The 17438-nt window shown below is 53.2% G+C and carries 20 protein-coding genes and 5 pseudogenes; 5 read left to right on the top strand and 20 right to left on the bottom strand.

What is annotated here, in order from left to right:
* Positions 1-126: 126 nt before the first annotated feature.
* Positions 127-519, top strand: a pseudogene (locus tag ACEWB7_RS14820) (recombinase family protein); the annotation flags it as partial.
* Positions 520-564: 45 nt separating this feature from the next.
* Positions 565-1188 (top strand): annotated as a pseudogene (locus ACEWB7_RS14825) (IS5 family transposase); the annotation flags it as partial.
* Positions 1189-1267: 79 nt separating this feature from the next.
* Here ACEWB7_RS14825 and ACEWB7_RS14830 read toward each other — a convergent pair.
* The 7 genes from ACEWB7_RS14830 to merT all read right to left on the bottom strand — a co-directional run bounded on the left by ACEWB7_RS14830 (position 1268) and on the right by merT (position 4978).
* Positions 1268-1480 carry a DUF3330 domain-containing protein gene (locus tag ACEWB7_RS14830; protein WP_000993245.1) on the bottom strand — a complete coding sequence of 71 codons (213 nt, stop codon included), beginning with the start codon at positions 1478-1480 and terminating at the stop codon, positions 1268-1270.
* Between the two features lie 65 nt (positions 1481-1545).
* Complete coding sequence (gene merE / locus ACEWB7_RS14835) at positions 1546-1782, bottom strand: broad-spectrum mercury transporter MerE (RefSeq protein ID WP_001087807.1); 237 nt, start codon at positions 1780-1782, stop codon at positions 1546-1548.
* A complete protein-coding gene (merD, locus tag ACEWB7_RS14840; RefSeq protein ID WP_001277463.1) occupies positions 1779-2144 on the bottom strand; it encodes a mercury resistance co-regulator MerD in 366 nt (121 codons plus the stop codon). Before merD ends, merE begins: the two co-directional genes overlap by 4 nt.
* A 17-nt stretch (positions 2145-2161) precedes the next feature.
* Positions 2162-3847 carry a mercury(II) reductase gene (gene merA, locus ACEWB7_RS14845; RefSeq protein WP_368783287.1) on the bottom strand — a complete coding sequence of 562 codons (1686 nt, stop codon included), beginning with the start codon at positions 3845-3847 and terminating at the stop codon, positions 2162-2164.
* A 38-nt stretch (positions 3848-3885) separates the two neighbouring features.
* A complete protein-coding gene (merC, locus tag ACEWB7_RS14850; RefSeq protein ID WP_000522997.1) occupies positions 3886-4311 on the bottom strand; it encodes an organomercurial transporter MerC in 426 nt (141 codons plus the stop codon).
* Positions 4312-4338: 27 nt separating this feature from the next.
* Entirely contained in the window at positions 4339-4614 is a 276-nt protein-coding gene (gene merP, locus ACEWB7_RS14855) for a mercury resistance system periplasmic binding protein MerP (RefSeq protein WP_368776087.1), read from the bottom strand.
* A 13-nt stretch (positions 4615-4627) separates the two neighbouring features.
* A complete protein-coding gene (merT, locus tag ACEWB7_RS14860; RefSeq protein WP_001294659.1) occupies positions 4628-4978 on the bottom strand; it encodes a mercuric ion transporter MerT in 351 nt (116 codons plus the stop codon).
* A gap of 71 nt (positions 4979-5049) precedes the next feature.
* Here merT and merR point away from each other — a divergent pair, with 71 nt between their 5' ends.
* Complete coding sequence (gene merR / locus ACEWB7_RS14865) at positions 5050-5505, top strand: Hg(II)-responsive transcriptional regulator (RefSeq protein ID WP_001166628.1); 456 nt, start codon at positions 5050-5052, stop codon at positions 5503-5505.
* A 122-nt stretch (positions 5506-5627) separates the two neighbouring features.
* Here merR and ACEWB7_RS14870 read toward each other — a convergent pair whose 3' ends face one another.
* Positions 5628-6332 (bottom strand): IS6-like element IS1007 family transposase, encoded by a 705-nt coding sequence (locus ACEWB7_RS14870; protein WP_001067793.1) that lies wholly within the window; start codon positions 6330-6332, stop codon positions 5628-5630.
* A gap of 38 nt (positions 6333-6370) precedes the next feature.
* Here ACEWB7_RS14870 and ACEWB7_RS14875 point away from each other — a divergent pair, with 38 nt between their 5' ends.
* Positions 6371-6667, top strand: coding sequence for a hypothetical protein (locus ACEWB7_RS14875; protein ID WP_099143539.1), 297 nt, complete (start codon positions 6371-6373; stop codon positions 6665-6667).
* A gap of 87 nt (positions 6668-6754) precedes the next feature.
* On the opposite strand, the gene ACEWB7_RS14880 is transcribed toward ACEWB7_RS14875, so the two are convergent.
* From ACEWB7_RS14880 to ACEWB7_RS14920, 9 genes and pseudogenes are all read right to left on the bottom strand, one after another.
* Positions 6755-7291: a SprT-like domain-containing protein gene (locus ACEWB7_RS14880; RefSeq protein ID WP_368783288.1), complete on the bottom strand. Its 537-nt coding sequence runs from the start codon at positions 7289-7291 to the stop codon at positions 6755-6757.
* A gap of 79 nt (positions 7292-7370) precedes the next feature.
* Entirely contained in the window at positions 7371-8207 is an 837-nt protein-coding gene (locus ACEWB7_RS14885; protein ID WP_000480972.1) for an aminoglycoside O-phosphotransferase APH(6)-Id, read from the bottom strand.
* A complete protein-coding gene (gene aph(3'')-Ib / locus ACEWB7_RS14890) occupies positions 8207-9010 on the bottom strand; it encodes an aminoglycoside O-phosphotransferase APH(3'')-Ib (RefSeq protein ID WP_001082319.1) in 804 nt (267 codons plus the stop codon). Before aph(3'')-Ib ends, ACEWB7_RS14885 begins: the two co-directional genes overlap by 1 nt.
* A gap of 280 nt (positions 9011-9290) precedes the next feature.
* Positions 9291-9389 carry an ATP-binding protein gene (locus ACEWB7_RS14895; RefSeq protein WP_286206922.1) on the bottom strand — a complete coding sequence of 33 codons (99 nt, stop codon included), beginning with the start codon at positions 9387-9389 and terminating at the stop codon, positions 9291-9293.
* A pseudogene (locus tag ACEWB7_RS14900) lies at positions 9388-10371 on the bottom strand (site-specific integrase); the annotation flags it as partial. The gene ACEWB7_RS14895 and the pseudogene ACEWB7_RS14900, both read right to left, overlap by 2 nt.
* 275 nt (positions 10372-10646) lie before the next feature.
* The gene (locus tag ACEWB7_RS14905; RefSeq protein WP_252720873.1) at positions 10647-10901 is read right to left on the bottom strand and encodes a hypothetical protein; all 255 of its coding nucleotides are present in this window, start codon (positions 10899-10901) and stop codon (positions 10647-10649) included.
* Between the two features lie 583 nt (positions 10902-11484).
* Positions 11485-12856 (bottom strand): annotated as a pseudogene (locus ACEWB7_RS14910) (IS1182-like element ISCfr1 family transposase).
* Positions 12857-12970: 114 nt separating this feature from the next.
* The gene (locus ACEWB7_RS14915; RefSeq protein ID WP_000080860.1) at positions 12971-14107 is read right to left on the bottom strand and encodes a DUF3883 domain-containing protein; all 1137 of its coding nucleotides are present in this window, start codon (positions 14105-14107) and stop codon (positions 12971-12973) included.
* Positions 14108-14157: 50 nt separating this feature from the next.
* Positions 14158-14385, bottom strand: a complete 228-nt coding sequence (locus ACEWB7_RS14920) for a hypothetical protein (protein ID WP_000248278.1) — start codon at positions 14383-14385, stop codon at positions 14158-14160.
* A gap of 23 nt (positions 14386-14408) precedes the next feature.
* Between ACEWB7_RS14920 and ACEWB7_RS14925 the strand changes: the two genes are divergently transcribed.
* Positions 14409-14600 carry a hypothetical protein gene (locus ACEWB7_RS14925; RefSeq protein WP_000951934.1) on the top strand — a complete coding sequence of 64 codons (192 nt, stop codon included), beginning with the start codon at positions 14409-14411 and terminating at the stop codon, positions 14598-14600.
* 481 nt (positions 14601-15081) lie between these two features.
* Here the strand turns inward: ACEWB7_RS14925 and ACEWB7_RS14930 are convergent, their stop codons facing one another.
* The 3 genes and pseudogenes from ACEWB7_RS14930 to ACEWB7_RS14940 all read right to left on the bottom strand — a co-directional run.
* Positions 15082-15624: an AAA family ATPase gene (locus ACEWB7_RS14930; RefSeq protein ID WP_000587837.1), complete on the bottom strand. Its 543-nt coding sequence runs from the start codon at positions 15622-15624 to the stop codon at positions 15082-15084.
* Between the two features lie 12 nt (positions 15625-15636).
* Positions 15637-16497 (bottom strand): aminoglycoside N-acetyltransferase AAC(3)-IId, encoded by an 861-nt coding sequence (gene aac(3)-IId, locus ACEWB7_RS14935; RefSeq protein WP_000557454.1) that lies wholly within the window; start codon positions 16495-16497, stop codon positions 15637-15639.
* 132 nt (positions 16498-16629) lie between these two features.
* Positions 16630-17331: pseudogene (locus ACEWB7_RS14940) on the bottom strand (IS3-like element ISAba14 family transposase); the annotation flags it as partial.
* Between the last annotated feature and the right edge of the window lie 107 nt (positions 17332-17438).

The following is a 17438-nucleotide window of genomic DNA, read 5'->3' on the forward strand; positions in this document are numbered from 1 at the left end:
AATACCAACGAACAGCCCAAAGAATGATTTCACCTTGAAAGTGCCGACCGTGGAAGGGATTCATCTGCTGTATCTCGAAATAAATAAGATATTTAGCTTATCATGTCAGCCTATTTGCAACAGTGCCTTGTACATTCCATGGATCGTTTTGCACGAAGTCTAAAAGATTTGGTCACTGAAGTAGATAAACTGGTCAAAAGAGGGATCGCCATCCAGTTTGTAAAAGAGAATATTACTTTTACTGCCCAATCCACGCCGATGGATAATTTGATGCTGCAACTGATGGGTGCTTTTGCTCAATTCGAGCGGGAAATTATCTTAGAACGTCAGAAAGAAGGGATTAAGATCGCAGCAGCTCAGGGCAAATATAAAGGTCGTGTCCATAAATTGAATCCAGATCAAGCTAAAGCATTACTGCAAGCCTGGAAAGAAGGGAAGTATTCATCAAAAGTTGATCTGGCAAAAGCGTTTGGTATCAGTAGACAGGCTGTCTATCGGTATTTAAAACAAATTAATTAGTCACTAGATGGACTGAAAGGTGCCTACAAAATCAGTGGCTATTCAGATATTACAATTAGCTACCAAAAAAGTAGAGATGGTCTGCATCTACTCGTGGACTCTACTGGCTTGAAGTTTCTAGGTGAAGGTGAATGGAAATGCAAGAAACATGGATCTGAATATCGTCGCCAATGGCGTAAGCTCCATATTGCTATAGAAGCTGAAACCCTTCAAATACGTGCAGTACAACTCACGACAAATAATGTCAGCGATTCACAAGTGCTCGAAGATTTACTTTCTCAAGTTCCCTTGGATGAACGAATTGATTCAGTCTATACAGATGGTGCTTATGACACAAAGCACTGCCGACAAGTCATTTTAAATCGTGATGCACATGCGGTCATTCCACCCAGGAAGAATGCAAAGCCTTGGAAAGATCAGCAAGTCAGGTCTATAGAACGAAATGAGTTATTGAAAACAGTCAAACTGCTAGGAAGGTCACTTTGGAAAAAGTGGTCTGGTTATCATCGTCGAAGTTTGGTGGAAACCAAGATGCATTGCATCAAATTATTAGGCGATAAATTAACAGCAAGGAGTTTTCCTAGTCAGGTGAATGAGATTCATGCACGCGTAGCCGTCTTGAACAAATTCACAGAATTGGGGCGCCCTCACACCCAAGTTGTCACTTGAATTTGGCTCAATTAGGATCGCTCTATCTTTCAAACCTTTATGCAACAAAGCCAGTCCCTATGTTAATTTGAAGAATGCTTCAATCTGACGGCTGCGAACCGCCAGGGACAGGCGCAATGTCAGATTCTGTCGCGGCCTTGGCGCGTGCCTGGAAGCGTTCATAGCAATCCAGCCCGCAGAAATGTTCGACGTATTCCGCGCCTTCCGGGGTGAAGGCGGCATCGAGCGGAATTTCTTTGCAGCATACGCAGCAGGTGGTGCAACTGGCAGTGTTCGGGGCGTTTGCGTTCATGGTGGTACTCCTCCAGATTGGTAGCGAAGCTCAAAGCTGCCCACTCTCGGCTGGCTGGGAAGCGGTCATGATCTTCCCTTGAAGGCCCGCAGCAGCCGCGTCACAGACAGGACAAACAAGCCGGTCAGCGTGAGGGCTGCAATACCCCAGTGCTCCCCGATGAACGCGCCGGCCGTCGTGCCGGCTAGCACAATGGCGAGAATCGGCAAATGGCAGGGACAGGTGAGCACGGCCAGCGCGCCCCACAAGTAGCCGGTGATCGGTTTGTGCGTCTCAGACGGCAAGTGCTCTGGGCTGTTCATGGCAGACTCTCCGCGTGCTGTGCCGGTTCGGTTGGCATGGCGGCCAGTTGCATTTCGAGGCTGGCCAGGGCCTCGCGCCGACGCTCGACGAGTTGCCGCAACACGGCAAGCTGCGCAGACGCACCGTCACCGTCCGCAGCATCCAGCGCCCGGCACAGCCGCGCCAGTGCGTCCAGGCCGATACCCGCTTCGAAGGCAGCCCGTACAAAGCGCAGCCGTTGCAACGCGGTGTCATCGAACAAGCCGTAGCCGCCCGTGGTGCACGCGACCGGCCGTAGCAATCCGCGCAGCAGGTAGTCGCGCACGATATGCACGCTCACCCCGGCATCAAGGGCCAGCCGGGACACTGTGTAGGCGCTCATTGAACACCTCCTTTTCCTCATCCGGCGCAGCACGAAAGCTGCTTCACGTCCTTGCTGAAGGTCTGCGCCGCGAGCTTCAGCCCTTCGACCATGGTCAGGTAGGGGAACAATTGGTCGGCCAGTTCCTGCACGGTCATACGGTTGCGAATGGCGAGCACCGCCGTCTGGATCAGTTCACCCGCTTCCGGGGCCACCGCTTGCACGCCGATGAGCCGTCCGCTACCTTCCTCGATGACCAGCTTGATGAAGCCGCGTGTGTCGAAGTTGGCAAGCGCACGCGGCACGTTGTCCAAGGTCAAGGTGCGACTGTCGGTCTCGATCCCGTCGTGATGTGCTTCCGCCTCGCTGTAGCCCACGGTGGCGACCTGCGGGTCGGTGAATACCACGGCCGGCATTGCGGTCAGGTCCAGGGCCGCATCGCCGCCAGTCATGTTGATCGCAGCACGGGTGCCGGCCGCTGCCGCCACATAGACGAACTGAGGCTGGTCGGTGCAGTCGCCAGCCGCATAAATGTGTGGCGTACTGGTGCGCATGCCCTTGTCGATGACGATGGCCCCCTGCGCATTGGCAGCGACTCCCGCTGCGTCCAGCGCGAGGCTGCGCGTGTTCGGTGTCCGACCGGTGGCAACCAGCAGTTTGTCGGCGCGCAATTCACCGTGCGTGGTGGTCAGCACGAATTCACCGTCCATATGGGCGACCTGGCTGGCTTGCGTGTGCTCCAGCACCTCGATGCCCTCGGCACGGAAAGCGGCTGTCACCGCCTCGCCGATGGCCGGGTCTTCACCGAAGAATAAGGTATTGCGCGCCAGGACCGTGACCTTGCTGCCCAGCCGGGCAAAGGCTTGCGCCAGCTCCAGCGCCACCACCGACGAGCCGATTACGGCAAGGCGTTCGGGAATGGTGTCGCTCGCCAGGGCCTCGGTGGAAGTCCAGTAGGGTGACTCTTTCAAGCCCGGAATCGGCGGGACCGCCGGGCTGGCACCCGTGGCGACTAAGCAGCGGTCGAAAGCTACCACGCGCTCGCCACCATCGTTTAAACGGACGACCAGGCTCTGCTCATCCTTGAAACGCGCCTCACCATGTACAACGGTGATGGCCGGGTTGCCGTCCAGAATGCCTTCGTACTTGGCATGGCGCAGTTCTTCGACGCGCGCCTGCTGCTGGGCCAGTAGTTTGCTGCGGTCAATCGCAGGCACAGTCGCCGCGATACCGCCGTCGAACGGACTTTCCCGACGTAAATGGGCGATGTGGGCGGCGCGAATCATGATCTTGGACGGCACGCAGCCGACGTTGACGCAGGTGCCGCCGATGGTGCCGCGCTCGATCAGCGAGACGTGCGCGCCTTGCTCGACGGCCTTCAGTGCTGCCGCCATTGCCGCGCCACCGCTACCAATGACGACGACCTGCAACGGGCGTTCGTTGCCACTGGGCTTATCAGCGGCCCCTATCCAGCCGCGCATCTTGTCGAGCAGGCCGGCGCGGTTGTCCGTCGGTGGCGCATCGGCAAGCGTTGCCTCGTAGCCCAGTCCGGCCACGGCGGTAGTCAGCGCATCCGATGACGTGCCCGCCTCAATGGCGAGTTGCGCTGTGCCCTTCGGATAGGACACCAGCGCCGATTGCACGCCGGGCACTTTCTCCAAGGCTTCCTTGACGTGAGCCGCGCACGAGTCGCAGGTCATCCCGGTGATTTTCAGGGTGGTCATGTATTTTTCCTTTTCTGTGGTGGCTACGGCTGTTGCCGTCAGCCACGTTGTTCTGGCAATTCACAGCTGTCCGGCCCGCAGCGGCGATGTGCTGGCGAGATGAAATCCCAGACCGACACCCCAACCATCAAGGCCAGGCCGACATAGAGCAGTCCACCGCTCTGCCAGCCGTAAGCCCGCATTAAAAACACCGCTGCCAGCACCAAGATCGGGCCTATCGTGCCGAGCGCCGTGCGTCGCCACTGTCGATGATTGAGCCAAGCGATAGCATTGGCGAGTAACGTGATGCCGGCGAACATCGGCAGCAGGATGCCAATGAATAGCCCCTCGTACTGGCTCAAGAAGCCCAGTCCGATGGCCGCGCCAAAGCTGGCGATGGCAGGAAAACAGGCGGCGCAGCCCATCGCGGAAACGACGCTGCCGAGCGCGCCGGTTTTGCCAGCGATGCGCGTGATGAGTCCCATGTGTCGCTCCCGAGTTCGGTTAACGGATCAGCGTTTGAGGCTGGACGGATAGCCCGTGTCCTCGGTCGCCTTGGTCAACTTCTGGACGTTGGTCTTGGCATCGTCGAAGGTGACAACGGCCTGGCGCTTGTCGAAACTTACGTCGGTCTTGCTCACGCCCTCAACCTTGGAAAGCGCGTGCTTGACAGTGATCGGGCAAGAGGCGCAGGTCATGCCAGGCACGGACAGCGTGACGGTCTGAGTGGCGGCGAACACGGGGGCAACGAAAGCGGCGAGAGCGAGGGAGGCAAACAGCTTTTTCATGATGAACTCCTGATTAGTAGAAAAATGGCATGACGTAGGGAAAACCAAGCGCGACCAAGACCAACACGGCGACGAACCAGAAAATGAGCTTGTAGGTGGTGCGCACTTGCGGAATCGCGCACACCTCGCCCGGCTTGCAGGCTGCGGTCGGTCGGACGATGCGCCGCCAGGCAAAGAACAGTGCAACCAGCGCCGCGCCGATGAAGATCGGCCGATACGGCTCCAATACCGTCAGGTTGCCGATCCATGCCCCGCTGAACCCCAAGGCGATCAAAACCAGCGGCCCCAGGCAGCAGGCCGACGCAAGAATGGCGGCCAGCCCACCGGCGAAGAGCGCGCCGCGCCCGTTTTGTGGTTCAGACATACGCTTGTCCTTTCAAATTTGGTTTGGATAGCTTAAGCTTACTTCCGTAGTTATGTACGGAGTCAAGCGATATGCAAATTAATTTTGAGAATCTGACCATTGGCGTTTTTGCCAAGGCGGCCGGGGTCAATGTGGAGACCATCCGGTTCTACCAGCGCAAGGGCCTGCTGCCGGAGCCAGACAAGCCCTATGGCAGCATTCGCCGCTATGGCGAGGCGGATGTAACACGAGTGCGGTTCGTGAAATCGGCCCAGCGGCTGGGCTTTAGCCTGGACGAAATCGCCGAGCTACTGCGGCTGGAGGATGGCACCCATTGCGAGGAAGCCAGCGGCCTGGCCGAGCACAAGCTCAAGGATGTGCGCGAGAAGATGGCCGACTTGGCACGCATGGAGGCCGTGCTGTCTGAACTGGTGTGCGCCTGCCATGCGCGGAAAGGGAACGTTTCCTGCCCGCTGATTGCGTCACTGCAAGACGGAACGAAGCTCGCTGCATCGGCGCGGGGGAGTCACGGGGTGACTACGCCTTAGCGTGCTTTATTTTCCGAATTCTGAGACGACCCCTAGATGCCTGGTCAAGACTGCATACTTGCAGTTTTGACGGCACTGTTGCAAATAGGGATCTGAGTCAATGATTTTCCCTTCAAAAAAGCTTAGAGACCGAAAACTCTATTTACTAGCCAAACTTCTCCTAGAATATTACCGTTATAAAATAATGAAGCTTGTCCTTTGCGTAGAGCACGCATAACCTCAATTCCTTTAATTGTGGCATAAGCCGTTTTCATAGACTTGAATCCCAACGTAGCCTTGATGATCCGTTTGAGCTTGCCATGATCACATTCAATCACGTTATTCTTGTATTTAATCTGTCGATGGTCCAGGTCTTCAGGACACTTTCCTTCCTGTTTTAGTCGCGACAAAGCACGGCCATAGGTATGAGCCTTATCAGTGTTTATGACTCGTGGAATCTGCCATTTTTTGACATGATTCAAAATCTTACCAAGAAAACAATAAGCTGAATGGGTATTTCGTCTAGCAGAAAGATAGAAATCAAGAGTATGGCCACGTTGGTCAACTGCACGGTATAGATATGCCCATTTGCCATTCACTTTTACGTAAGTTTCATCCAGATGCCATAAATGTCGATCTGTAGGATTACGCCAATACCAACGTAAACGTTTTTCCATTTCTGGAGCATAACGCTGAACCCAGCGATAAATTGTGGTGTGATCAACATTCACTCCACGTTCAGCGAGCATTTCCTGAAGTTCACGATAGCTGATGCCATATTTACAATACCAACGAACAGCCCAAAGAATGATTTCACCTTGAAAGTGCCGACCGTGGAAGGGATTCATCTGCTGTATCTCGAAATAAATAAGATATTTAGCTTATCATGTCAGCCTATTTGCAACAGTGCCGCGACAGCGCAGGCGACCAGTTTCTAGGGAAATGGGTCGGCGTCAAGAACGACAAGCACGTGCTAGAGATCGAGCGAAACGGCGACAGCTACATGGTGCGGAACACCGAGCCTAGCCCGTTCACGGGCAAGACGCGGACCACGAACATACCGGCCACCTTGCAGGATGATGTTCTACAGGTGTCGGTCGGATTCGGCGCTATATCGCTCGCCATCGACGGCAAATCGGGCAACCTGACCGATGGAAGGATGGAGTATCGGCGGCAGGAATAGCCGACAGCCAGGTCAAACAGAGGCGGGGCACAGACCCCGCCTTTTTTTATGTCCGGCACCAAAAGGAAGCTGGGGCATCGTCCGGCCTCACTCGACGGGATCGAGCGGCACGGCCTTGCAATCCTCATTGCCGCACAGGAGCCGCAGCGACGGCTTGCCCCAAGCCTGCGCACCGCATGACGGGCAGCGATACTTGACGCGGTTCGAGCGGTTGCCGGGCAGTGGTGAAATCAGGTCGCCGAGATCGTCGCCGCCCTCGCCGTCATCGTCGCCCGTGTCGGCGATCGTCGTCATGGGCGGGAAGCGATCGAGCCATGAGATTTTGAAATCCTGCGTCAGCAGCTTGTCGGTCGCCTGCATGAACAGGCCGCCCGGTATGGCATAGTCGGCCATTTTCTCGCCCGTGCGCGCGCCGCCGGGCTTGCCGGTGCTGGACGGCATCAGGCCGATGGCCTCCATTTTGTCGGCCCATTCCTTGTTGTGATAGCCGCGACGGCCCGGCTTGCCGAAGTGGAATTGCCAAGCGTGGACCATCTCATGCACCAAAGTTTGCAGGACTTCGAGCAGGGGCACGACAGCGAAATAGGACGGGTTAATGGGGTCGTTTGCGGGAGAGGGCGAAATCCTACGCTAAGGCTTTGGCCAACGATATTCTCCGGTAAGATTGATGTGTTCCCAGGGGATAGGAGAAGTCGCTTGATATCTAGTATGACGTCTGTCGCACCTGCTTGATCGCGGCCGCGATAGCTAGATCGCGTTGCTCCTCTTCTCCATCCGCGTTCCAAGCTGCGGAAAGGCACCCATAAGCGTACGCCTGGTCGAGCAGGCGACGCGGATCGACGTCCAGCGCACGAGAGAATGCGTCCGCCATCTGTGCAATGCGTCTAGGATCGAGACAAAGGTCGTCTCTGTCAGCCGGATCGTAGAACATATTGGCGGCGCCAAAGCCCACTTCACCGACCAGACCGACGGGATCTATCACCAGCCAGCCGCGACTGGAGAACATGATGTTTTCATGATGCAGATCGCCATGTAGCCCACGCAGTTCCGAGGCATTGCTCATCATTTGATCGGCTATAATCGCCGCGTGGACGTAGTCAGTTTGACAACCTGCGTTTTGATCATCGCGCGCCCGCTGAAACAAAGCTGCAAAGCGATCCCGGATCGGGAGAAGGGCAGAAGGCAGGGGTTCCTCAGATGCGGCATACAGCTTCGCCATTAGTTCCGCTGCAATTTCGGTCGCCTGGTAGTCGCCGTGCTCGGCAACGATGTGAGAGAGCATTCGCTCCCCGGCATATTCGAGCAACATCAGATTGTTCTCACGACCGAGCAACCGGACTGCTCCCCTCCCATTGCGCCATACCAGATAGTCGGCCCCGCGCAGTTCATCAGCAATGTCTTTTATAGGTTTCAATCCCTTGACGATTGCAGGAGTCCCGTCTGGCAATGAAACTTTCCAAACGAGGCTGGAAAAGGTGTCCGCAATGAGAACAGGTTGCGAAACGTGCCAATGAGCAGGAAAAACAGGCGGCATGAACATCAACCCCAAGTCAGAGGGTCCAATCGCAGATAGAAGGCAAGGCGTTCGCGGTCGGGGGCTTCGATCCCCAATACATTGAATAGGACAGCGAAGGCGCGCTCTGCTTCATCTGGCGCTGCCCAGTTCTCTTCGGCGTTAGCAATCATGAGTGCCAAATCGGCATAGCGATCTGCTGTTCCGAGCCGCCCAAGGTCGATCAGACCCGTGCATTGAAGAGTTTTAGGGTCCACCATGAAGTTCGGCATGCAGGGATCACCATGGCAAACAACCATATCGGTGCGCTCTTGGTCGAGCCGCACCGGTAGCTCTCGTTCGACACGAGCCAAAAGATCGAGCTGCGGCGTACTCTTGTCCTCGTCCGGTAAGAAGTCGGGATTGACGGCATTGCGGGACACCACATCAACGGCGCGTCCGAACATTCGCGACAGCCTGCGCTCAAACGGACATTGATCAACCGATAGGCTGTGAACAGCGCCAAGTTGCTGCCCCATTGACGGCCACGCTTTGAGCAAATCCGCTCCAGACAGATCAGCCGCCGGTACTCCCGGAATTGCCGTTATCACCAAGCATGCACCCTCCTGTTCCTCCTGCCAGTTGATCACCTCGGGGCAAGCCACACCTCGACCTTTGAGCCAAATGAGGCGGTCACGCTCTCCAGCGAGCTCACCGCGGCGGGAAGCAGGTGCGATTTTCGCGAAGGCATGCCCGTCACCACGTCGAAAAACAAAATCACCAGATTCTCCGCCTCTGACAGGCAACCAGTCAGAATGCGATTCACCAAAAAAAATATTAGTTCGATTCAATGGAGGTTCCTTCAGTTCCCGGCTGATAGCACGGATCGACAGCCCGTTGCCTTGGTCATACAACCCTTTAATCTTGTGAATCACTACCCACTCCTTCAATGACGCGCTCCCTTTGCCTTTTACAGGACAGGAACGCTACACGTTTCATGGCTTTGCAGCCACCGGAAGGTGGGTCAAAATTATTGGCCATTACTGGATCAGTTTAATTGGCCATTAACACGTTGTCAATGGCCATTATTTTTGACCCACTTTTGGCCAATAAAATTGACCCACCTGTTGTTTACTGACAGGCCGTTTTTTGCCTCAATCGGTAGCTTTCGCCACCGAGCATAAAGATGTTGGAATGGTGAATAACGCGGTCAATGATCGGGATGGCCACTTAAAGCAGAATAGGGAGGCTTTAAGGATGTAAATAAGATATGTGAAGGAATTTCTTTTCGGATTTCATTTATATAGATTTGAAGAATTCTGTAGTCTCGTTCCTGCAGTTTAATTACTCGGTACGAATATTCATTTTTGATTTTTGGCTTTTTTGATCGATCATCGAACTCATCATCTGTATTTGTAATAATTAAACTAAAACTATGATTCTGAATTGATTTTTTAATAGAGTTGGTTGTTAGTAGCATAAGCTCACCAATTCTAAGACCATAGTTGAGCATGAGATGTATGATCAGAAAGTTTCTGAGTTGTACATTTTTAGATCTAAAAGGATTTAATTCATTGTATTTATTAGAGTTACTTGGTGAAATGACTGAATACAATCCTTTAATCATTTCCTGATTCATGCTCTTAAAATTATGATTTATCTCACTTTTAATTGTCTTATTGGCTTTTGAAAAATTATTTATAATTTTTTTCTTTATTGTCATATATTTATTCAAGTTTTCTTTAATTTTTTGAATTTCCTTCAACGTAAGTTGTGGCTGTGATTGCATGCTTAAGTATTCATTAATCAAGAAGTTGTAAAACTTTAAGAAGGATCTAACTCTATGACCAATTGTTGTGTAATTAATATGTTCTGAATTGCTTAGCCGTATAAGATTACTTTCAAGTTTTTTATTATTTTCTAAGTAAACAATGAAATTATCAATTTCACATTGAATGATCTCAAAATTATAGGATGTCGAATAGAACGACTCACAAAAGGACGTGGCAAACTTTTCAAACCAAAATTCATACCAAAATTTTATTGCGATTAAATCTGCATGCTGCGTAGAGATACTTTGAAATCTAAGAAATTTCATGGTGTACAGCATAGGGTACATACATGGACAGAATGAATCTAAATCAAATAAAAGAATAATTTGATTTTCGTTTGAGACTTTCTTTTCTAAATGAATTGTTTTTAAAGCAAACATAGTAAAGTTTATGAATTATTCTTAAGGTCAACATATCATATTTTATGATTGAAATAGAAATTAGTTAAGTTATTGAATCTTAGTTCAAGAAAGAAAAATATGAAGTTATTGTTAGGTGTATCGGAATTGTCATAATTATAATTCTCAAAGGAGTAGAAAAGGCACTACCCCACAATTTTTTTCTCTCAAAATGTCATTCACTGTCATTTTTTAGTGGCAAGTACCAGGTGCAATTCTTTTTACGGTGTATTACACCGTAGATGTTTTGAGTGAGCTTAGCTGGCACCGTAAAAGTTTTGATCGACAAAATATCCAAAGTCAACTGGACTGTTAATCCATTTGCTAAACAAAACGTGAAACAGCAAATTATTGTAGTCTATATATTTTTCATAATTGTTCACGATACCTAAGTTCAGCAAGTTTTTTTCAAACTCAATGCGTTCAATGGGTTCTGATTTCACAAATGCATGGATGGATGCTTTGATTGTGGGAGGAAAATAAAGTGTCATCCTAACTACAGGACCCTGCAACGTAGCAATTCCTGAAAAAATCCATTTAAAACAATGACTTATTTCAATTCTGCCATCTGCAAGCGTTTTGTGGGGATGGAGGCCGGAATCATTAAAGTATCATCCTAATTTTCGCTCAACCTTGGAAAATGCTGAGAATCGTAAAAATAAAGTTTCATCCTTTCCGCTACTAGTTCAAGGCTTTCTTCCGGCCGCCGGCAACAACGCTGCTTGGCTGAGGCGATCCACTTGCGCTACCGCTCACTGATCAGATCGAACTTGAACTCGACGAGCAGCCAACCATCAGGCCGAGCGTGATCGCCAAAAAAAACGGATCATGCGAAATCCTTCGTTGAGTTTGGCGCGGGTTTTAGCAAATCAGCTGGCCCGCGATCCGGTTGAGAGTGATCCGAAGCGGTCCTTGACGACCGGCACAAATCGGCCGATTCTGTTGAAAAAGTAGCTTTAGCGGCAGCCTGCCGATCAGGTGTGCCTGCTGTCGAAGTGGCTGCAAGCCACTTCAAGTTGCCTTCCGGCGTTTCACTGAGCGTCCTTGCTCAGGTTTAAGGGTTAATTTGAGGGTTTCTGCTCGTAGCAGGCATACCTATCCCGTCAGCGGTGGCCCTTGAGGCAAAAGCTTGGCCATGCGGCGCAGGTTCTGCACCATCGCAGCCAAGGTGAATTCGTCAGTGGCACCCGTTAGGCCACGCAGTCGTAAACGGTCGAGTTTCATGATCCGTTTGAGGTGGGCGAAAAGCATCTCCACCTTCTTTCGTTCGCAGCGAGAGACGAGGTACTCCGGTGTCTTGGCGATGCGTCGAGCCACGTCGCGGGCAGCCTCATGGATGCTGCGGACGATCTTCCGATTCGGCGTGTTGGGGCAGCATTTCGCTTTCAACGGGCAGGTGGCGCAGTCGGTTTGGCTGGAGCGGTAAATGACGGTTTTGGCCTTAGTTACCCGCGACCTTTGCTGGGTGAAGGCGCGCCATTCACTGCGTAGCGGTTTGCCGGCTGGGCAGCGATATTCATTGGCGTCCTGACTCCAGTGAAAGTCGTTACTGGAGAGGCTGTCGTCCTTGCGCTCGGTCTTGTCCCACACCGGCACATGCGGTTCGATGTCCTTTTCTTCGACCATCCAGGCCAGCATCGGGGCGGTGCCATAAGCGGTATCGCCGATAAGGCGTTCCGGTGTGAGATCGAACTGCGCCTCGACACGCTCGACCATCGTCCTAGTCGAATCGACTTCGGCGGTACGGTGCGCCGGGGTAGCTTCCACGTCCATGATCACACCGTGCTCAGTGTCGATCAGGTAATTCGTGGAGTAGGCAAAAAAGGCCGGGCCACCTGGCGCTGCTGTCCAACGGGACTGAGGATCAGTGAGCGAAATTTTCTTGGGAAGAGCCTCAGCCAGCGCCTCTTCATCAAGGGCTTCGAGGTACTCGCGCACTGCGCGGCTGCTGAGCTTTGGATCGTTCCAATCGACCTCATCTCCCGCCACCCCACGTTGCCGGCTGGCATCCGCCTTAATGATGCTGGCGTCGACGGCGAAACCTTCACCCTTGACTAGGCCGGCTGCCATGCAGCGCCGCAGCACCTCATTGAATAACCAGCGGAATAGATCGCTGTCACGAAAACGCCCATGGCGATTCTTCGAGAAGGTCGAGTGATTGGGGACTTCGTCTTCCAGACCCAACCGGCAGAACCAGCGATAGGCCAGGTTCAGGTGCACCTCTTCGCACAATCGCCGCTCGGAACGAATGCCATAGCAAGTAGCCGACGACCAGCATGCGCACCATCAACTCCGGGTCAATCGAGGGACGCCCGATGGGGCTATAGAAATCTGCCAGGTAGGCACGTAGATCACTGAGATCCAAGCACTGGTCGATGCTGCGCAGGAGATGTTGGGCCGGGACGTGATCTTCCAGATTGAACGAGTAGAACAGGCGCTGCTGTCCTCCCGGTAACTGTCCCATCATGCTGTTCGCCCCCACGCTCGCTGACAAAGCAATTTTGCCAACGGCATGGGGAGGCCGCTACTTTTTCAACAGAATCGGCCGCACACAGCCATTCGGCTCAACAGAACCCTGCCTTTACCCCACCAAACTCCGGAAACTCGCCCGGTAGTCCGTCGGCTTGAGATGCACATGTTGGCTGAGGTCGCCGGGTAGCGTGAACAGGCGCGGACCGTCCCGAAACTGGAACACGCGATACAGATGGAATTGATCGCCCGCCTCCTTGGAGAATTCGAGTTCGTTGTGGCTGACCAAGAAAGACGAGCCTACCCCGCCATTGGTGGTTTTCACCTCGATGAAGCGCTCATGGGCGTCCTCTTCGAACGACAGGATGTCGAACCCCGCACCGTCTCCCTGGGTGTCGGACACCCAATCCAGCCGCTGAAAAAGCTCTGGGTGGCCGAGCTCGGTCAGGCGTTGCTGTTCGTAGCCAATCACCCACTGCTCCCCTGCCCGGCCCAGTTTGCGGTTGGCTTCATCGCGAGCGGCATAATCGAACTTTCGCGGTAGGCGTTGCCGTAGAGATGCCGGGGTACGCACAAGCACTTCACGGGCGGGTGGTTCTACCAAAGCCGCTCGGTAGGTTTTGTCACCCGGAAGTTTTACCTCCTCCAGGGCATCGACAAGAGCGCCGACCGTCTGCTGATGTTCCAGAACGTAGGCGTGTACGGATTTACGCAGCAGCAGTTGGCTGTTGCCGCGTGGCTTGTAGCCGTTGATATAGGGCAGGCCCAGGGCATCGAGTACGGCGCTAATGTTCTGGTGCTTGAGCTCGACTGAAGACTTGCTGCGACCGTTCAGCAGTTGGCGCAGTGCCTGGTTGTGCTCGGACTTGTTGTACGGCTCCCCAGCCGCCTCGGCACGCAGCATGTCGAAATAGTCTTCGACCGTGGCCAGGACCTCTTCTTCGGACCAGTCTTCGCCGATGCGAATGATGCGAAACCCGAGCCGCGTCAGCGCCGGAACGACGGTCGCCTCGCCACCGGAGAAGCTGTCAGCAGTGAGCGGGCCCTGCTCGGGAAATTGCTTGCCGAAGGCCACACCGGCGATGGCCTTGGAATCGCAATCGGTGCCGGTCTTCGGATCACGTACCAGGAAGTCGCGGGACTTGCCGTAGCCGTGGCGCGCCAGGAATTTCGTGCGGCCCAGTTGCACGAACTCATCGATGGCAGCCTGCACGGCGGCGGGGCTTCGAAGCTGGGAGAGTTGAGACACAGGGTCCTTCCTTACTGTCATGGTGTGCCGGGAACCGCCGAGCCACGAGATTATGAGTAGCCCCTGAACAGAAACGTCACGATAAAAGCCGTGAACGCCACCAGGCCCATTAAATCCCTTGCGTATTTGCAGCCCGTGCTGTCCAAACCTGTACCAGGTCCGATCAACACGCTCCAACCATTGAGGTACGAAAACACCGCCTGACCGAACAAAAAATGCGTGATAGCCGCCGCAGCCATGACGCCGGAATCGTCAGACAGGCTGTAGCTGTTGACCATTGCCCTGTACGCCTGCATCTGAAATGGCTATTGCCCTGATGGGAGCCGGCTTTTCAGCCACCGACACCAGCGATGCCGTCAATATTCTTTACCCGATAACCATGACCGTACAAGCTAACAAGGCCTGGCAAGCCAGCGGACTTAAAAAGTCTTTTTTTCTACCATCCCACAAAAAAGTTCGTGGTGGAGAAAAGATAAGCTATGCAAGGCTTTAGGAGACGTGGTTTTTCAGGATGACGAAGAACGATTCGGCGCTAGGTGCAACATAGGTGCATCGCACGAGCGCTAGGAACGGCGAAAAAAGGCGGACGTGGCGAAATCGGTAGACGCAGCAGACTTTAAAATTGGAGTGCCCGCGGGGAAATCCGCGGAGTAGAACCGCTCAAAGTCGGGGAACGCTAACGGGCAATACCCTAAGCCAATCCCGAGCCAAGCCCCTTCGGGGGAAGGTGTAGAGACTGGACGGGCGGCGCCTAAAGCCTTCGGGCAATGGCGAAGGGACAGTCCAGACCACGAACGTCATCAGACGGCGGCGAAAGTCGAGGTGGTACGAAAATCTGCTTCTCTGTGAGAGTACGGGTTCGAGTCCCGTCGTCCGCACCACAAAGCCAAACATCCCTGCGATGATCGACCTCTGGGCGTTTGGTCGTGAGCCCGCCACCCTCGCGCTACGCTTTGCGCAGGCGTCGAAGGCGATCAGGTGCGCCCATCGATTCCGTCGAGCACCATCGCTGCGAGTTCATCGCTGGTGTGTGCACCACTATCGAGAACACGGGTTGTGCATGGAAGCCGTTCCCTTGCGGCCAAGCATCGGGCGACATTCGCTAATCGCCACTCTCGAATCTCCGCATTTCGATTCGGGTCAGGATGCATGGTCTGGTTCGCGATCCGGTGACGCAATAGGTCCTCGTTGAGCGTCAGAAAGATGTGCAGCAGCTGATCGTCGATCCGCCTTACCCCGTCGAGTATCTCAGTCAGATAGTCCGGGTGCACGAGCGTCATTGGGATGATGATGTCCTGCGAGTAATTCCTTCGAATCTCCCTGACCGCCGCGATCGTAAGTCCCCTCCACAAGGGGAGATCCTGATAGTCTCCGCTCGCTGGCATGGGGACCGTTTCTTTCACCACGAACCCGATTTCCTCGGGGTCAAAGATCAGCGATTTGGAACGCCGATCGCGCAGCCGCTTAGCGAGCGTCGTCTTTCCGGCGCCGAAAGGTCCGTTGATCCAGATTATCATTGTCGACGGCCTCTAACCTGAAGGCTCGCAAGAGCGCTCGACGGCCTCGTGCGGAGGCACGATCGGAGTGGTTCCGAAATGCTTCTCAAGATAGGTGACGCCGAACGTCACGATGTCCTGCGCGTCGAACAGGTAGCACTGAGCAAAGCCCACGACACCTTCTCGATGGCGACCGAGCTTCACGTAAGCATTTGCTATAGTTTCAACCGCATCCGGCTTTCCTTCGATAGCAAAGCAATCGAGAATGCCGTTTGAATCGTAATCCGATGCCGTTTTCCAGGCGACTTCACCGTCTCTTCCAAGCATCGGCATCTCATACGTCACCCACCGTTTGTTGGGGATATCGGCAACCGCCTCGGCGTAGTGCAATGCGGTAACGGAGTTTAGCGGCGCACCCAACAGCAGGGCCTTCCCGCCAAGGCGAACGAACCGCTCGACGGGCGATCCTTCCCCCAAGGCGTGACCGAGTTCGTGAGGCTCCGTCAGCGTTTCAGCCAGCGGACCAACCGCGACCATCGATGCATCGGGGTGCGCGCTGCGCCGCGCGCCGGGGGCTTGAACCAGAAATTGATTCAGCAGGCCGAACCCACGGTAAGTCCCGGCTGTTGCGGGATCGAACGGCAGCCAGGTACGGCGGGCTTCGTCATCCAGCCGAGCGCCATTCAGAGTCTCCTCGTAGGGTGATCGGTCCCACGACGCGTATCCCATCACAGTGCCAGTCGGCCCAACCGCGGAGCGTAACGCGGCAACGACCGTCTCCGCTCCTCCTTCGACCGGACCAATCGCTTTAAGTGAGGCATGCACCATCAAGAGGTCACCGGTTTGGACTCCGAGTTTTTGAAGCGCCTCCGTTATTGCCTTCCGCGTATGCATCGCGATATCTCCTCTAAACTGCAAAACACTATACCTATCGAGATATCACTCTACTATACCTATCGAGATATAGAGGTGGTCCCACTTGTTTGAACAACTAAAAGCGTATTTATAAGTGATATTCCGCTCTAGTTAAGCCACCTTGTTTTGTTGGGGTAGCTGATCATAGTAAAACTCATTTGGTGTCATTTTGTCTAGACTCGAATGAGGTCGTTTCAAATTATAAAACTCAAAATATGCACTTAATTGCTTTTTCGCATCTGTGACACTGCTATAAGCTTTGAGATACACCTCTTCATATTTAACGCTCCGCCATAATCGTTCAACCATCACATTATCTACCCATCGACCTTTACCATCCATACTGATTTGAATGCCATTTGATTTCAATACATCAATAAATGCATCACTGGTAAACTGACTGCCTTGGTCTGTATTAAATATTTCAGGTCGACCATATTTTTCAATAGCTTCATTTAATGTTTCTATGCAAAATGTAACCTCCATACTAATCGATACCCTATGCGCAAGTACCTTGCGGCTATGCCAATCAATCACAGCACATAAATAAACAAAGCCTTTTGCCATAGGGATATACGTTATATCCGTAGACCACACTTGATTACTGCGCTGAATAGCCAACCCTTTGAGCAGATATGGATATTTACGGTGAGCTTGATTAGCCTGGCTTAAATTTGGTTTGCAATATAACGCCTGAATACCCATTTTCTTCATTAAAGTACGTGTATGACGTCGTCCTATATGATGTCCTTGACGATTCAACAAATCACGCATCATACGACTGCCTGCAAAAGGCACTGTTGCAAATAGTCGGTGGTGATAAACTTATCATCCCCTTTTGCTGATGGAGCTGCACATGAACCCATTCAAAGGCCGGCATTTTCAGCGTGACATCATTCTGTGGGCCGTACGCTGGTACT

The sequence above is a fragment of the Acinetobacter sp. NIOH-H-8 genome (genome assembly GCF_046635365.1).
Classification (GTDB): Bacteria; Pseudomonadota; Gammaproteobacteria; order Pseudomonadales; family Moraxellaceae; genus Acinetobacter.

What these genes read in the sequence shown, in the direction of transcription:
- ACEWB7_RS14830 (WP_000993245.1), bottom strand. Translation starts at nt 1,480, where the DNA reads ATGAACGCAAACGCCCCGAACACTGCCAGTTGCACCACCTGCTGCGTA.
- merE (WP_001087807.1), bottom strand. Translation starts at nt 1,782, where the DNA reads ATGAACAGCCCAGAGCACTTGCCGTCTGAGACGCACAAACCGATCACC.
- merD (WP_001277463.1), bottom strand. Translation starts at nt 2,144, where the DNA reads ATGAGCGCCTACACAGTGTCCCGGCTGGCCCTTGATGCCGGGGTGAGC.
- merA (WP_368783287.1), bottom strand. Translation starts at nt 3,847, where the DNA reads ATGACCACCCTGAAAATCACCGGGATGACCTGCGACTCGTGCGCGGCT.
- merC (WP_000522997.1), bottom strand. Translation starts at nt 4,311, where the DNA reads ATGGGACTCATCACGCGCATCGCTGGCAAAACCGGCGCGCTCGGCAGC.
- merP (WP_368776087.1), bottom strand. Translation starts at nt 4,614, where the DNA reads ATGAAAAAGCTGTTTGCCTCCCTCGCTCTCGCCGCTTTCGTTGCCCCC.
- merT (WP_001294659.1), bottom strand. Translation starts at nt 4,978, where the DNA reads ATGTCTGAACCACAAAACGGGCGCGGCGCGCTCTTCGCCGGTGGGCTG.
- merR (WP_001166628.1), top strand. Translation starts at nt 5,050, where the DNA reads ATGCAAATTAATTTTGAGAATCTGACCATTGGCGTTTTTGCCAAGGCG.
- ACEWB7_RS14870 (WP_001067793.1), bottom strand. Translation starts at nt 6,332, where the DNA reads ATGAATCCCTTCCACGGTCGGCACTTTCAAGGTGAAATCATTCTTTGG.
- ACEWB7_RS14875 (WP_099143539.1), top strand. Translation starts at nt 6,371, where the DNA reads ATGTCAGCCTATTTGCAACAGTGCCGCGACAGCGCAGGCGACCAGTTT.
- ACEWB7_RS14885 (WP_000480972.1), bottom strand. Translation starts at nt 8,207, where the DNA reads ATGTTCATGCCGCCTGTTTTTCCTGCTCATTGGCACGTTTCGCAACCT.
- ACEWB7_RS14920 (WP_000248278.1), bottom strand. Translation starts at nt 14,385, where the DNA reads ATGGTCAACAGCTACAGCCTGTCTGACGATTCCGGCGTCATGGCTGCG.
- ACEWB7_RS14925 (WP_000951934.1), top strand. Translation starts at nt 14,409, where the DNA reads ATGGCTATTGCCCTGATGGGAGCCGGCTTTTCAGCCACCGACACCAGC.
- ACEWB7_RS14930 (WP_000587837.1), bottom strand. Translation starts at nt 15,624, where the DNA reads ATGATAATCTGGATCAACGGACCTTTCGGCGCCGGAAAGACGACGCTC.